Source organism: Arthrobacter sp. Soc17.1.1.1, from assembly GCF_036867195.1.
GTDB lineage: Bacteria > Actinomycetota > Actinomycetes > Actinomycetales > Micrococcaceae > Arthrobacter_D.
This window is the reverse complement of sequence record NZ_JBAJII010000001.1, coordinates 2,422,041-2,436,643: the sequence shown is the minus strand read 5'-3', so window position 1 is coordinate 2,436,643 and position 14,603 is coordinate 2,422,041. Positions and strand designations below refer to the sequence as shown.

Sequence of the window (14,603 nt, the reverse complement as noted above, 5' to 3'; positions counted from 1 at the left end):
CGTCCGTCCGGCCGGCACGGCGGAGCCTTCCCTGACCCGCTTCGATGAGTTATAGTCATTTTGACCCTAAGTCGGGTCGCACCTCATCGGACGGAAGGACCGGGTATGTACAGCTCGGCCAACGTCTCGGAGCGCCAGGCCCAGGCGCCGGCGCTCGCCATCTCGACGGTGATCTTCGCGCTGCGGTCGGATCCCGTGACCGGCCGGTCGGAGATCTGGCTTCCTCTCGTCCGCAGGATCCGGCAACCGCATCTCGGCCGCTGGGCGCTTCCCGGCGGGCCGCTCGGCGGGAGCGAATCCCTGCAGGACGCCGCGGCCAGGAACCTGCGGGAGACGACCGATCTCGAGCCGACGTACCTCGAGCAGCTGTACGCCTTCGGAGGGCTCGACCGGGCAGCCGCGCAGCGCATGGTGTCCATCGTGTACTGGGCCCTCGTCCGACCGGACCAGGCCGAGCTCGCACGGGAGTCGGAGAACGTGCGCTGGTTCCGCGCATCGGAGGCGGCCGGCCTCGCCTTCGACCACGACGAGATCGTCGCCTACGCCCTCGAACGGCTGCGCGGCAAGATCGAGTACGGCTCCGTCGCTCATCACCTCCTCGGCGACCGGTTCACCCTCGCGCAGCTGCGCGGGGTCTACGAGGCCGTCCTCGGCCGGCAGCTCGACCCGGCCAACTTCCGGCGCCAGTTCCGGTCGGCCAAGGACATCGCCGCCACCGATGAGGTGCTGCAGGGCGTGCGCAACCGCCCGCCCAGGCTCTACCGCTACACGGGACAGCCCGCTCCCGAGCCCTGACCGGTCGGGGCAGTCCGCCGTCCGGCCCTGACTGTCCCGGTCTGTCCGAAAACCGTCCCGATCGGTCCCGAAACCGTCCCGAAACCGTCCCGAAACCGTCCCGATCCCGCCGCCCGTCGCCGGCCGGCCCCACCGCAGGGAGAAGCCCATGTCCGTCACCACCGCCATCCAGCTCGTCAGCCGAGGAGAGGCAGCGGCCGCCGCAGGAGCCGGGACCTGCTCGCCCGAGTTGGCGCGCGATCCCTGGGCGTTCGACGCCCTCCCCATGCCGAGCTACGGGCCCGGCGCCTCCGTGCACGACCAGGCCCCACCGGCCACGCCCCGGCAGGGTGAACTCCCCGAGGAGTACCGGACCGCATCTCCCGAGGAGCTCGACGGCCGCATCCTCGCCGCGAAGGACACGCTCGGGGAATCGGTGGTCATCCTTGGCCACTTCTACCAGCGCGACGAGGTGGTCCGGTACGCAGATTTCGTGGGTGACAGCTACCAGCTCGCCCGTGCCGCCACGGAACGGTCCGCCGCGCGGTCCATCATCTTCTGCGGCGTGCACTTCATGGCGGAGACGGCGGACATGCTGTCGACGCCCGAGCAGTCCGTCATCCTGCCCAACCTCGCGGCGGGCTGCTCCATGGCCGACATGGCGGACATCGACTCGGTCACCGAATGCTGGGAGCAGCTGACAGCGCTCTTCGGGAGCGAGCGGGACGCCGATGGGCGCCAGCCCGTCATCCCCGTGACGTACATGAACTCCTCGGCCGCGCTGAAGGGCTTCTGCGGCGAGAACGGGGGGATCGTCTGCACGTCGTCGAACGCCGCGGCCGTGCTCCAGTGGGCCTTCGACCGCGGCCGGCGCGTCCTGTTCTTCCCCGACCAGCACCTCGGCCGCAACACCGCCAAGGCCATGGGCGTGCCCCTCGAGCAGATGCCGATGTGGAACCCGCGCAGGCCCTGGGGCGGCACCGACGAGCAGACGTTGCGCGACGCCCGCGTGATCCTCTGGCACGGTTTCTGCTCCGTGCACCGGCGCTTCACCGTCGCGCAGATCGAGAAGGCGCGCGCGGAACACCCCGGTGTCCGGGTGATCGTGCATCCGGAGTGCCCCATGCCCGTGGTGGACGCCGCGGACGAGTCGGGCTCCACCGACTACATCCGTAAGGCCGTCGCAGCGGCTGCGCCCGGCAGCACCTTCGCGATCGGCACGGAGATCAACATGGTGAACCGGCTCGCCGCGGAGTACCCCGAGCACACCATCTTCTGCCTCGACCCCGTGATCTGCCCCTGCTCCACGATGTACCGCATCCACCCGGGGTACCTGGCCTGGGTGCTCGAAGGGCTCGTTCAGGGGCGGGTGGTCAACCGGATCACGGTGCCCCACACGGTCGCCGTCCCGGCTCGGGTGGCCCTGAACCGCATGCTCGCGGTCCAGCCATGACGCCGCCCGCGGGTACCGCGCCGTCGGCCTGCGGGCGCGCCCGAGCGGTCGTCGTCGGCGCGGGTGTCGCGGGCCTGCAGACCGCGCTCGTGCTGCGCCGCCTTGATCCGCACCGCGAGGTCGTCCTGCTCGCCAAGGGAGCGCTCGCCGAGAGCAACACCCGGTACGCGCAGGGTGGGATCGCCGCCGTCGTGGCTGCCCGCGCGGGCGAGCGGGCAGCCACCCCGACGGCGGGCGCCGCCGATCCCGCCGATTCTGTGGCGGCGCACATCGCCGACACGCTCGCTGCGGGCGCCGGCCTGGCCGACCCGGACGCCGTCGCCGTCCTCTGTGGCGGCGCAGCGGCCGGCATCGGGGCGCTCGAGCGGGCAGGGGTCGTCTTCGACACGGCAGACACGGCCGACACGGCAGACACGGCAGGCACCGCAGGCACCGCAGACACGGCGGGCACCGCAGGCGCGGCGGGCACCGCAGGCACCGCAGACACGGCGGACACCGGCACCGCGCCGTCGCTGGCCCGCGGCCGCGAAGCCGCCCATTCCGCCGCGCGGATCCTGCACATCGGCGGAGACGCGACCGGCGCCGGGCTCGTGGAGGCGCTGACCGCCGCAGTCCGGGCCGACAGCGGCATCCGCGTCCTCGAGAACGCCTTCGTCACGCGGGTGCTGCTCGACAGTGCACCCAGCGATGCCCGGCGGGCCGGGGGTGTCGAGATGCTCACGGAGCGGGGCCCGCAGCAGGTCCGGGCCGACGCCGTCGTCCTGGCGACCGGAGGCGCCGGCCAGCTCTTCGAGCACACCACCAACCCGGACATCAGCACGGGCGACGGAGTGGCGCTGGCGTGGCGCGCCGGCGCCGTGGTCGCAGATCTCGAGTTCTTCCAGTTCCATCCCACGTCGCTCGACGTCCCCGGGAATCCGCTCATCTCGGAGGCCGTGCGCGGGGAGGGGGCCCGACTCGTCGACGTAGACGGGCGCGCCTTCATGACCGACGTCCACCCCGACGGCGACCTCGCGCCGCGCGATGTCGTCGCCCGGGGTATCGCAGCGCAGATCGCCCGGCGCCCCGCCCCGGACGCCGCCGGGCAGCGGCCCCACCCGGCCGGCCGGCAGCCTCACCCGGCCGGCCGGCGGTCGGGGGTCCGGCTCGATGCCACAGCGCTCGGCGCGGCGTTCCTCGCGCGCCGGTTCCCGTCCCTCACCGCGCTCACCGCGCGGCATGGTTTCGACTGGGCGGCGGAGCCGGTGCCCGTCGTCCCCGCCGCGCACTACTGGATGGGCGGCGTCCGGACGGACACCGACGGGCGGACCACGGTGCCGGGCCTGTTCGCCGTCGGGGAGGTGGCGTGCACCGGTGTGCACGGTGCCAACAGGCTCGCCTCGAACAGCCTGCTCGAAGGGGTGGTGTTCGGAGCGCGCTGCGCGGCCGCGATCTCCGCGGGAGGGGGAGACGTGCCGCGATTCGACGCCGAGCCGCTGGACCTCGAGGCCGACGGGCCGGACACGCACTCCTTCACGCGGCGGGACCTGCAGGCGCTGATGTCCGACCACGCAGGCCTCCTGCGCACGCAGGACGGACTCGATCTCGCCCGGAAGCACCTGGCCTCCTACCGCGCCGGTACCGCACCCGAGGACGCCAACCTCCTGCTGTGCGCGCGGCTGCTCGTCCACGCTGCCGCCTCCAGGGCCCACTCGTGCGGGGCCCACTTCCGCACCGACCAGCCCGACACCCCGCCCGACACCCCGCCCGGGCGTACGGCCCCGAGCCGGTCCTACGTCCGGGCCCTACGAGCCACCGAAGGAACAACGCCATGACGCAGACAGCCGCCCGTCCTGCAGGAACCCCGACCGCAGCCCCGACCGCCGCCTCGTCCTCCGCGTCGACCGCCCCGCCGCCGCAGCATCTCATCGACGCCGTCGTCGCCGCCGCCCTCGCCGAGGACGCACCCTGGGGCGACATCACCTGCCAGGCGCTGATCCACCCCGATCTGCACGCGACGGCGTCCATCACGGGGCGTGAGCCCGGCATCCTCTGCGGGACGGCCGCCATCGAGGCGGCGATGCGCCTCACCGACGCGCGCATCCGCGTCGACTTCCCGCAGCCGGACGGGGCGCGGTTCGACGCCGGCACCGTCCTCGCCGAGCTCACTGGTCCGGCGGCAGGCATCCTCACGGCGGAGCGGACCGCGCTGAACATCGTGCAGCGGCTGAGCGGGATCGCCACGCTGACGCGGGCGTTCGTGGACGCTGCGGCCGGCACCCGGGCCCGCATCACCGACACCCGGAAGACGACGCCGGGCCTCCGCGTGCTGGAGCGGTGGGCGGTCCGCTGCGGCGGGGGCTCCAACCACCGGTCCGGCCTGTCCGACGCCGTCATGGTCAAGGACAACCACCTGGCGCTGCTCGCGGTCGATGGCCCCGAGGCCCTCACCGACGCGCTGCGCACCGTGCGGTCCAGGGTGCCGCACACCGTGCACGTCGAGGTGGAGGTGGACCGGTTGGACCAGCTCGACCCGGTCCTCGCCGCGGGCGTGGACACCATCATGCTCGACAACTTCGACCTCGCCGACCTCGCCGCGGGGGTGCGCCTGATCGGCGGACGCGCGCTCGTCGAGGCGAGCGGCAACGTCCGCCTCGACACGGTGGCCGGGATCGCCGCGACCGGCGTGGACATCATCTCCGCGGGGGCCCTGACCCACAGCGTCCGATCCCTGGATCTCGGGCTCGACTTCGGCCCGGGACCCGCGGTGCATCCGGAGGCGCGGGGCGGCAGGCCCGGTGGACGCCATGATCTATCTTGACGCCGCCGCGACCGCGCCCGCACGGCGTGAGGTCCTCGAGGAGATGTGGCCCTTCCTGACCACGACCTTCGGCAACCCCTCGAGCCACCACACCTACGGAGAGGCGGCCGCGGCCGGGTTCTCGCGGGCCCGTGCGCGGATCGCGGCGCTGCTCGGCTGCCGTCCGGCGGAGATCGTGTTCACCTCGGGCGGTACCGAGGCGAACAACCTCGCGCTCAAGGGGATGGCCCTCGCGGCGCCGCGGGGACGCCACATCGTGACGAGCGCGATCGAGCACCCGGCCGTGCTCGAGGTGCTCGGCTACCTCCGCCGCTTCCACGGCTTCCGCATCACGACCCTGCCCGTCTCGCCGACGGGCCTCGTCTCGCCGGACGCGCTCGCCTCGGTGGTCGACGACGCGACGACGCTCTGCACCGTGATGTATGCGAACAACGAGGTGGGCACCGTGCAGGACGTCGAAGGGCTCGCCGGCGTGTGCCGCCGCGCCGGCGTCCCGTTCCACACCGACGCCGTGCAGGCGGCGGGCTGGCTCCCCCTGGACGTCGGCCGTCTGGGCGTGACAGCCCTCACCCTGTCGGGACACAAGCTCGGCACCCCGAAGGGCATCGGACTGATGTACCTGCGTGCGGGGACGCCCTGCGAGCCGGTCCTGCACGGCGGCGGGCAGGAGCGCGGACGCAGGTCTGGGACGGAGAACGTGGCCGGCGCCGTGGGCCTCGCGCGGGCCCTCGAACTCGCGCAGGGCTCGCTGCCGGCGGCGGCGGTGACGGCCGCGAGGGCGCGGGGCACCTTCATCTCCTCCGTCCTCGAGGGAGTACCCGGGGCGATCCTGACCGGTGACGGGCAGCAGCGGCTGCCGGGTCTCGCCTCGTTCTGCTTCCCGGGCGTGAACGGCGAGACGGTCCTCCTCGAGCTCGAACGCCGCGGCGTCGTCTGCTCCAGCGGGTCGGCCTGCGCGGCAGGGTCCACCGAGCCCTCGGCCGTGCTGCTGGCACTCGGCCTCGACGAGGAGACCGCTTCCACGGCGGTACGGCTCTCCTGGACGCAGGGCACGCCGTCCGGTGACCTCGAGGCCGCCGCCCGCGCCGTCGTCGCGTCCGTGCTCGCCGTCCGGTCGCTCGGCGCGGCACACGCCGACACCGCGCCCGCCGAAGCCTAGACTGACGGCACCGGACGACATTGGACGACACCGGACGACACCGGACGACCGGCGATACGGAAGCACACAGGGCACTGCACGAGCGATACCGGAGCAGCAACGGAGCAGCACTGGAGCAGCACCGGGGCGACACCGGAGGGGGAGACGTCATGATGCACACCGTGACCATCGGGCGGGATGCCCGACCGACTCGACGGGCGCGCCGAGCGGCGCTCGCCGCGGTGCTCGCCGGGCTCCTGCTCACGTCCTGCTCCGCGCTGCAGGGCGGGGCCGACTCTGCCTCGCCGTCGCCCTCGGTGTCGGCCTCCGGCGCGGCCCAGCCGACGGCGGCGCCCCTGCGGGAGGCCCGGGAGGGGTGGAAGGTGTTCACGGACCCCGGGCGGCTCGTGAGCTTCGAGCTGCCCGAGGCGTGGGTGGTGCAGCCGCTCGAACCGGCGGTGGGCACGTACGCACCGGGTTCGCTGCACTACGCGGTCCGCACGCCGGAGGGCGTCACGACCGCGGAGCTGCACACCGGCATCCTGACGCCCGAGACCCCCTGCCCGGAGGCGGAGCGCACGCCCTACCACGTCATCGGCAGCGAGCCGCTGGACCTGACGGGAGGGGCCCCGGCGGCCGACCTCGAGCCGCGCTTCGTGGTCCGGCTCATCACGGGTTTCCGCTTCTTCGGCTCCTACGGCATCACCGACCAGGTCGGTGGAGCGGACGGTCTCGCGTGCTCGCTGCCCAACACGGTCCAGGGGAGCGAGGCCCTCGGCCGGTTCAGCTTCGGCGATCTCGAGGTGCTCGTGCCGAAGGTACCGGCGGAGACCGGGCCGTCGACGGTCTCGTTCGGCACCATCGGTGAGGCCGAGGCCTATTACGCCACCCCGGAGTTCGCCACCATCCGCGAGATGGTCCTCTCCGTGCGGTTCGGCGCCGGTCCGGCGAGCTAGGCGCGGGACCGCATCACACTGTGGGCTGGAGGGCGGCGTAGTCGACGCCGGTCAGTTCGACGCTGCGGTTCCAGAGCCGCACCGCGATGTCCCGGTCGAGCACGCGGGGCACGGGGGCGACGAGGCGGGGTGCGCCGCGGGTCTCGCCGGGACCGGACGGGCCGTAGTAGTCGCCGCCGCGCACCTCCGGAGCGGTCGCCGCGTACAGCGTGGGCAACGCACCGGCGGCGTCGGACTGGCCCATGAGCCGGAGGAAGCCGCCGAAGGCGTCGAGCACGGGGGCCTGCATGCCCGCGGTCAGGTTGGTGTTGGCCAGCCCGGGGTGGGCAGCGACGGAGGTGAGGTCCCAGCCCGCGGCGCGTGCCCGCCGATCGAGTTCCACCATGAAGTAGAGGTTCGCGATCTTGCTCTGGCCGTAGGCGCTCCAGCGGCGGTAGCGGCGCTCCGACTGCAGGTCCGCGAAGTCGATGCGGCCCCGCTTGTGGGCGAGGCTCGAGAGGGTGACGACGCGGGGGGAGGCCGCCTGCTGGAGGTTCGGCAGCAGCAGGCCGGTGAGGGCGAAGTGTCCGAGGTGGTTGGTGCCGAACTGCAGTTCGAAGCCGTCCGCCGTCGTGGCCTTCGGCGTCGCCATGACGCCGGCGTTGTTCACGAGGAGGTGCACGGGGCCGTCGAGGCCGGCCGCGAACGCGCGCACGGAGGCGAGGCTCGCGAGGTCCAGCACGCGCATCTCGACGCCCTCGCTGCCGGTGAGGGAGCGGACGCGTCCTTCGGCCGCCCGTCCGCGCTGCTCGTCGCGGCATGCGAGGACGACGTCGGCGCCCTTCCGTGCGAGCGCGACGGCGGTCTGCAGCCCCAGCCCGCTGTTGGCGCCGGTGATGACCGCGCGCCTGCCCGTCAGGTCGCCGATCGAGTCCGCTGTGAAGTCGCTCATGATGGTGCCTCTCCTGCGTGGGTGCCTGCCCGGCCCGGGGATGCCCGTCCGGCGTCGAGGTGCCGCTCCCGCCCCAGCATAGAGTTGGGGGCGAACGCATCGCCTACCGGGAGCAACGAACCATGCAGCGTACTGTCTCCGCCGACCTCGGTGCCACCACGATCGCCGGGACGGAGGTGGTCCTGTCCGTGGCGGTAGCAGCACCGGAGGCCTACGCATCGGTCGACGAGCAGCTGACCGTGCTGGTGGACGGGGAGCCGTCCGAGGTCCGCATGCGGCAGGACAGGGACGGCAGCCGCCTGCATCTCCTCACCACGCCGCGGGCCGCCACGGTCGAGGTGCACTACAGGGCCACCGTCACCGGGCAGGCGGATCCCGCGCCGCGGGACGACGTCGACCTCGTGCGGTACGTGCGCCCGAGCCGCTATTGTGAGTCCGACCGGATCCTGCCGACCGCGTACAGCCGGATGCCCGATCGCCGGGGCATGGACCTCGTGCAGGGCCTGCGGGACTGGGTGGAGGCGGAGCTGTCCTACGTCCCGGGCTCCTCCCGCTTCACCGACGGTGCGGTGGACACGCTCCTCGCCCGCAGGGGCGTGTGCCGTGACTACGCCCACCTCCTGATCGCACTCCTGCGCGCGCGGGATATCCCCGCGCGCCTGGCCTCCGTGTACGCGCCGGGGCTCAGCCCGATGGACTTCCACGCCGTCGTGGAGGCGTGGGTCGACGGTGCCTGGCACCTGCTGGACGCCACGGGCCTCGCGCCCCGGGCGGCCATGCTGCGCATCGCGACGGGCAGGGACGCCACGGACACGGCGTTCGTCTCGACGGTGGGGGGCGCGCTGCAGCTGACCCGCCTGGTGGTGACCGCGACGGTCGACGCCCTGCCCGTCGACCGGCCGCACGAACCGCTGTCCCTGCGCTGATCCGGCGCCGAGCCGGGAGCACGGGGCACGGGGGAGCGGGGTGTGCCGTCGGGCGGCGCGCCCCTACTGACCGAGGCCCGCGTTGATCTTGTCCGTCAGGGCCTTGAGCTGCTCCATCTCGGTCGCATCCAGCACGGGTGCGAGGACATCCTGGATGCGGTGCACGTGGGCCGATCCGATCCGTCGCTGAAGAGCCCTTCCCTCGTCCGTCAGCGCGAGTTCGACGCCTCGCTGGTCGGCCTCGGCGGGCCGCCTGCGCACGAGGTTCCTCGCCTCCAGACGGTCGACCATGCGGCTGAGGCTGGGCTGGCTGATCAGGAGGTGGTGGTTGAGTTCGTTCAGCCGCGTCCAGCCGCCGGGGCAGCGGCTCAGGTTGAAGAGGACGTCGTACTCGCCGATCGGCAGTTCGCGGAACACGGGGTCCTGGCGGATCCTGCGCATGACACCCACCTGTGCGCGGAAGAGTGACTCCCAGGTCTCGGACGCCTGGCGGACCGAGGCTCCGGCAGTACTCTCGCCGTTCTCGCCAACCGGCTCCGAGTGCCCGGCGGCTGTGCTCGACTGGCCCATGACTGCTTCCCGGCTTCCCGCCGGGTGCACCGGCGATTGGATACGTATGCATCCATCATACGCGCGCCGGATCACCGACGGCCGACGTCACCGGCGCGGGCGAGGTACGGGACAGGTACGGGCGAGGCACTGGACAGGTACGAGACAGGCACGGGCGAGGCACTGGACAGGCACTGTCCGCCGGTACCGGGTGGCGTCAGTCGGTGACGGCGGCCGACTGCAGCGACGCCGGGGAACGGTCGGCGGTCTCGGCGGTCTCGGCGGTCTCGGCGCTCGCCGTGGTCGCGGACGTGGCCCGGCGCCGGGCGCGCTCCTCACGGCGCCCCTCGACGAGCCGGTACAGGACCGGCACGAGGACGAGCGTCAGCGCCGTCGACGAGACGAGCCCGCCGATCACGACCACGGCCAGCGGCTGCGAGATGAACCCTCCTTCGCCCGTGAGGCCGAGGGCCATCGGCGTGAGCGCGAAGATCGTGGCCAGCGCCGTCATGAGGATCGGGCGCAGGCGCTGCCGGGCACCCTCGCGGATGGCGTCCGCCACGGGCAGGCCCGGCACCCCGTTCCGCGGGAGCCGGTACTGGTTGATGAGGTCGATCAGCACGATCGCATTGGTGACGACGATGCCCACGAGCATCAGCATGCCGATGAGCGAGGGCAGCCCGAGCGGGATCCCCGTGATCAGGAGCAGTGCGATGGCGCCCGTGGCCGCGAAGGGGATGGAGACGAGCAGGATCAGCGGCTGCACGAGGCTCTTGAACGTGGCGACCATGATCACGTACACGATGGCGACGGCCGCCCAGAGCGCCAGGAACAGCTGGTCGAACGACTCCGCCTGCTGGCTCGACGCACCGCCGACGGTCGCGGTCGCACCCGCGGGCAGGCCGATACCGGCCAGCCGCTCGTTCACGGCGGTTGTCAGGCTTCCGAGGTCGTCCCCGGAGGGCGTGATGGACACGCGCGCCGTCCGTTCGCCGTTGGAGCTCGTGACCGTGAGCGGTACCTGCACCTCCTCGACCGACGCCACGTCGGTGAGGGGGATAGGCCCCCGGGCCGTCGGGATCCTGAGGCCGCGGAGCTGATCGAGGCTCGTGATCGGGGTGCCCTCTCCGATCAGGACCGGGAAGTCGTCCGCGTCGAAGCGCACGGACCCGGCCGGCACGGGGCTGATGCTGCCGCCGAGGAGGCCTGCGATCTGCCCCTCGCTGAGCCCGGCCCTGACGGCGGCCGCACGGTCCACGTCGATCTGCACCTGGGGCTGCGCGGCCGACAGGTTGCTCGTGACCTCCCCTGCGCCCTCGAGGCCCCGCATGCCGTCGAGGACCGCGGCGTCGGCGGCCTCGAGGTCCTCGGGGACGGGGGCGGTGATGTCGATGTCGATGGTGCTCGACGTCCCGAAGCCACCCTGCTGGCTCGACAGCGAGAAGGTTCCTGCGTCCTGCAGGCCCTCGAGGTCCTGGCGGACCGACTCCTGGAGCGCCTCCTGGTCCGCCTCCTCGTCGGTGATGACGGTGAAGGTCGCCACCGACGCGCCACCGGAGAACTGCGCGGCGAATCCGCCCTCCGCATTGCCCACGGTGAGCTGCACGTCCCGGATCTCCGGGTTCTCGGCGAGGAGGTCCTCGGTGCGGCCGGCGGCCTCCGCCGTCGTCGCGAGACTGGACCCCGGCGCCAGCGTCTGCGTCAGCGAGAAGCTGTTCTGGCCCGAACCGCCGAGGAGGTTGGTCGGCAGGAACGGCACCATGGCCGCCGTCGCGCCGAGTACGATCAGCCCGCCGACGAGGGTGACCACGGGGTGCCGCTGCGTCCCGGTCAGGATCGGCAGGTAGCCGCGCTGCAGCAGGGACGGCCGCTCGGGTGTCGGAGCGTCCTCGGTGCCGGACGAGACCGCGGCCGTGTGGCGTGCCGCGCGGCGCGAGGGCGTGGTCGCGGGGAGGAACCAGTAGGCCAGCACCGGGATGATGGTCAGCGACACGGCGAGCGAGGCCAGGAGCGCGATGCCCGTCGTGACGGCGAAGGGACGGAACAGCTCGCCCGCCAGGCCGCCGACGAACCCGATCGGCGCGAAGACGGCGACCGTGGTCAGGGTCGAGGCCGTGATGGCGCCGGCGACCTCGCGGACGGCCGTCAGGATGGCCTCGCGCTTCTCCTCCCCGTAGCCGAGGTGCCGCTTGATGTTCTCGATCACGACGATCGAGTCGTCCACCACCCGTCCGATGGCGATCGTCAGCGCACCGAGGGTCAGCAGGTTCAGCGAGTAGCCCGCGGCGTAGAGCCCGATGAACGTGATGAGCAGTGACAGCGGGATGGAGATCGCCGTGACGAGGGTGGAGCGGACCGAGAGCAGGAAGACGAGGATGATGAGTACGGCGAAGCCGAGACCCAGGATGCCCTCGGTGGTGAGGTCGTCGATGCTGCTCTCGATGAAGGGTGCCTGGTCGAACACGACGGTGATGTCGGCGGCGTTGCCGAGCTCGGCCTCGAGCTCGGGCACCAGGGCCACGATCTGCTGGGAGATCTCGACGGTGTCGCCGTCGGGGACCTTGGTCACGGCGAGGGCGAGGGTCTCCACCCCGTTGGTGCGCGTGATGGAGGTGGCCTCGTCGTCGGCCAGGCTGACATCGGCGACACCGCCGATGGTGACGATTTCGCGCGGAGCGGGCGACGCGGGCGACGCGGGCGACGCGGGCGACGCGGGCGACGCGGACGGAGACGAGGACGACGGGAGGACCGGGAGGGCCTCGATGTCCTCCAGCGACCCGATCTGGCTGCCCGCCTGGATGGTGAGCGACCGCGGGTCCTCCTCGAGGGTCCCGACCGGGAACAGCGCGCCGTTGTCCTCGAGCGTGCTGGTGAGATCGGCGACGGTCAGCCCTGCGGCTTCCAGGGCGCCGGCCCGCGGCAGGATCGCGACGTGCTGCGTGGTCCCACCGGAGACGTCCGCGGTCCGCACGCCGTCGATCTTCTGCAGCCTCGGGACGGTGAGGCGCGTGAGGTCGCCGTTGAGTTCGCTGAGGGACTGGTCCGAGGACACCGCCATGAAGACGATGGGCAGGTCGCTGATGCTCCCCGCGAGGGCCTGCGGCTCCACGTCCTCCGGGAGGGTGGGACGCACGGTGGAGATGGCCCGGTCCACCTGGGCCCTCGCGCGGTCGAGATCGGTCCCGTACACGAACACGAGGCTCACGGTCGAGACGCCGGAGCGCGACGTGGAGGACGACGACTCGAGGCCCTCGACGCCGCTGAGCGCGGACTCGAGGGGTTCGCTCACCTGCTGGTCCAGGTACTCCGGGGACGCCCCGGGCACGGTGGAGAGCACCGTGATCTGGGGGAACTCGAGGGACGGGATGAGCTCCTGCTTGAGGGAGCCGAGGGTGATGACCCCGAACACCGACGCGAGGATGGTGATCAGCGCGATGAGCGCACGGTTACCGAGGGAGAGATGGGCCAGACGGAACAAGGAACCTGCCTTCGATGCTGGCGGGCGTCCGGTCGTCCGGCACCGCCGTCGTTATTTGAGCTTGAGCACCCGATCGGTGAGGGCCTGCACCTCGCCGGCCAGGGCGGGCGTCTCGTTGAGACGGACCCCGTACCCGGGCAGCATCTCCTTGAGCTTCGGCTCCCAGCCGGTCATGCGGTCGGGGAAGCACCGCTTGAGCAGTTCCACCATGATCGGGGCGGCCGTGGACGCTCCGGGGGAGGCCCCGAGCAGGGCGCCGACGGTACCGTCCGCCGAGGTGATGACCTCGGTGCCGAACTGCAGCACGCCACCCTTCTTGGGGGCCTTCTTGATGACCTGTACACGCTGGCCCGCCGAGATCAGTTCCCAGCTGCCGCCGTCGGCGGAGGGGAGGAACTCGGTGAGCGCCTCGTTCTTGGCGTCGCGGTTCTTCAGCACCTCGGTGACGAGGTACTTGGTCAGGGACATGTTGTCCTTGGCGACCGCCAGCATCGGCACGAGGTTGGAGGTGCGGATGGAGGTGGGGAGGTCCAGGTAGGAGCCGCGCTTGAGGAACTTGGTGGAGAACCCGGCGTAGGGGCCGAAGAGCAACGAGCGCTCGCCCTTGACGAAGCGCGTGTCGAGGTGCGGCACGGACATGGGCGGTGCTCCCACCGACGCCTGGCCGTAGACCTTGGCGTTGTGCTGGCCGACGAGGTCGGGATCGGTGCAGCGGAGGAACTGGCCGGAGACGGGGAAACCGGCGAAGCCCTTGCCCTCCGGGATGCCGCTGCGCTGCAGCAGGTGCAGGGCGCCGCCGCCGGCGCCGATGAACACGAACTTCGTGGTGATGGTGCTGGTCTGGCCGGTCGCCCTGTTTTTGACCTTGACGTCCCAGCGTCCGTCGGTGGCGCGGGCGACGTCGAGCACGTCGAAGCCGTAGTGGAGGTCGACTCCCGTGCCCTCCAGGTACTCGGTGAGCTGGCGCGTCAGGGCGCCGAAGTCGACGTCGGTGCCGCCCTCGACCCTGGACGCGGCGACGGGCTGCGAGGGGTTGCGGCCCTTCATGACGAGCGGGGTCCAGCCGGCGATCGTGTCGTGGTCCTCGCTGTGCTCCATGGTCTGGAACAGCGGCTGCGCGCTGAGCGCCTCGTAGCGCCGGCGCAGGTACCCGGCGTTCGCCTGCCCCCACACGAAGCTCATGTGGGGCACGGGGTTGATGAAGGTGCGGGGATCGCCGATGTGGCCCTCGGACACCATGTGGGACCAGAACTGCCGCGAGACCTGGAACTGCTCGTTGATCGCGACGGCCTTGGCCGGGTCGACGGAGCCGTCCTTGCCTGCGGGGGAGTAGTTCAGTTCGCACAGGGCGGAGTGGCCGGTGCCGGCGTTGTTCCAGGGGTCGGAGCTCTCGAGTCCGGCGACGTCGAGCCGCTCGAAGAGGGAGATGTCCCACTCGGGCTGGAGCTGCCGGAGGAACGCTCCGAGCGTTGCGCTCATGATCCCACCGCCGATCAGCACGACGTCGGTGGTCCTGGCAGGGGTGCCCAGATTACTAGTGGTCAACGTGGTCTCCAGTCGCGAGGTCGTAGCAGGGAAATCCTAGCCGCTGGCGGCGA

Annotated in this window: 11 protein-coding genes; 7 read left to right on the top strand and 4 right to left on the bottom strand. The window is 72.1% G+C overall.

All coding sequences use genetic code 11. The features are described 5' to 3' along the window. Positions 1-105 precede the first annotated feature (105 nt). The 6 genes from V6S67_RS11320 (at position 106) to V6S67_RS11295 (ending at position 7,121) form a co-directional block, all read left to right on the top strand. A complete protein-coding gene (locus V6S67_RS11320) occupies positions 106-795 on the top strand; it encodes an NUDIX hydrolase (protein WP_334210340.1) in 690 nt (229 codons plus the stop codon). A gap of 148 nt (positions 796-943) precedes the next feature. Further along, a complete protein-coding gene (gene nadA, locus V6S67_RS11315; RefSeq protein ID WP_334210339.1) occupies positions 944-2,227 on the top strand; it encodes a quinolinate synthase NadA in 1,284 nt (427 codons plus the stop codon). Beyond that, positions 2,224-4,041: an L-aspartate oxidase gene (locus tag V6S67_RS11310; protein WP_334210338.1), complete on the top strand. Its 1,818-nt coding sequence runs from the start codon at positions 2,224-2,226 to the stop codon at positions 4,039-4,041. The genes nadA and V6S67_RS11310 overlap by 4 nt, the downstream gene beginning before the upstream one ends. Beyond that, positions 4,038-5,027 carry a carboxylating nicotinate-nucleotide diphosphorylase gene (gene nadC / locus V6S67_RS11305; protein WP_334210337.1) on the top strand — a complete coding sequence of 330 codons (990 nt, stop codon included), beginning with the start codon at positions 4,038-4,040 and terminating at the stop codon, positions 5,025-5,027. Before V6S67_RS11310 ends, nadC begins: the two co-directional genes overlap by 4 nt. Next, positions 5,014-6,186 (top strand): cysteine desulfurase family protein, encoded by a 1,173-nt coding sequence (locus tag V6S67_RS11300; protein ID WP_334210336.1) that lies wholly within the window; start codon positions 5,014-5,016, stop codon positions 6,184-6,186. Before nadC ends, V6S67_RS11300 begins: the two co-directional genes overlap by 14 nt. 149 nt (positions 6,187-6,335) lie before the next feature. Beyond that, a complete protein-coding gene (locus V6S67_RS11295; protein ID WP_334210335.1) occupies positions 6,336-7,121 on the top strand; it encodes a hypothetical protein in 786 nt (261 codons plus the stop codon). A gap of 13 nt (positions 7,122-7,134) precedes the next feature. Here V6S67_RS11295 and V6S67_RS11290 read toward each other — a convergent pair whose 3' ends face one another. Further along, complete coding sequence (locus tag V6S67_RS11290; protein ID WP_334210334.1) at positions 7,135-8,052, bottom strand: oxidoreductase; 918 nt, start codon at positions 8,050-8,052, stop codon at positions 7,135-7,137. Positions 8,053-8,174: 122 nt separating this feature from the next. Here V6S67_RS11290 and V6S67_RS11285 point away from each other — a divergent pair, with 122 nt between their 5' ends. Continuing rightward, positions 8,175-8,978: a transglutaminase-like domain-containing protein gene (locus tag V6S67_RS11285; protein ID WP_334210333.1), complete on the top strand. Its 804-nt coding sequence runs from the start codon at positions 8,175-8,177 to the stop codon at positions 8,976-8,978. A 63-nt stretch (positions 8,979-9,041) separates the two neighbouring features. On the opposite strand, the gene V6S67_RS11280 is transcribed toward V6S67_RS11285, so the two are convergent. The 3 genes from V6S67_RS11280 to V6S67_RS11270 form a co-directional block, all read right to left on the bottom strand. After that, the gene (locus tag V6S67_RS11280; protein ID WP_334210332.1) at positions 9,042-9,548 is read right to left on the bottom strand and encodes a MarR family winged helix-turn-helix transcriptional regulator; all 507 of its coding nucleotides are present in this window, start codon (positions 9,546-9,548) and stop codon (positions 9,042-9,044) included. A gap of 196 nt (positions 9,549-9,744) precedes the next feature. Then, positions 9,745-13,005: an efflux RND transporter permease subunit gene (locus V6S67_RS11275; RefSeq protein WP_334210331.1), complete on the bottom strand. Its 3,261-nt coding sequence runs from the start codon at positions 13,003-13,005 to the stop codon at positions 9,745-9,747. A 51-nt stretch (positions 13,006-13,056) separates the two neighbouring features. Beyond that, positions 13,057-14,535 (bottom strand): malate:quinone oxidoreductase, encoded by a 1,479-nt coding sequence (locus V6S67_RS11270; RefSeq protein WP_334211582.1) that lies wholly within the window; start codon positions 14,533-14,535, stop codon positions 13,057-13,059. Positions 14,536-14,603: the final 68 nt, after the last annotated feature.

Bases quoted from the DNA above. Each gene is read 5' to 3' on its own strand.
- V6S67_RS11310 (WP_334210338.1), top strand. From the start codon at position 2,224: ATGACGCCGCCCGCGGGTACCGCGCCGTCGGCCTGCGGGCGCGCCCGA.
- V6S67_RS11320 (WP_334210340.1), top strand. From the start codon at position 106: ATGTACAGCTCGGCCAACGTCTCGGAGCGCCAGGCCCAGGCGCCGGCG.
- nadC (WP_334210337.1), top strand. From the start codon at position 4,038: ATGACGCAGACAGCCGCCCGTCCTGCAGGAACCCCGACCGCAGCCCCG.
- V6S67_RS11295 (WP_334210335.1), top strand. From the start codon at position 6,336: ATGATGCACACCGTGACCATCGGGCGGGATGCCCGACCGACTCGACGG.
- V6S67_RS11300 (WP_334210336.1), top strand. From the start codon at position 5,014: ATGATCTATCTTGACGCCGCCGCGACCGCGCCCGCACGGCGTGAGGTC.
- V6S67_RS11290 (WP_334210334.1), bottom strand. From the start codon at position 8,052: ATGAGCGACTTCACAGCGGACTCGATCGGCGACCTGACGGGCAGGCGC.
- V6S67_RS11280 (WP_334210332.1), bottom strand. From the start codon at position 9,548: ATGGGCCAGTCGAGCACAGCCGCCGGGCACTCGGAGCCGGTTGGCGAG.
- V6S67_RS11285 (WP_334210333.1), top strand. From the start codon at position 8,175: ATGCAGCGTACTGTCTCCGCCGACCTCGGTGCCACCACGATCGCCGGG.
- nadA (WP_334210339.1), top strand. From the start codon at position 944: ATGTCCGTCACCACCGCCATCCAGCTCGTCAGCCGAGGAGAGGCAGCG.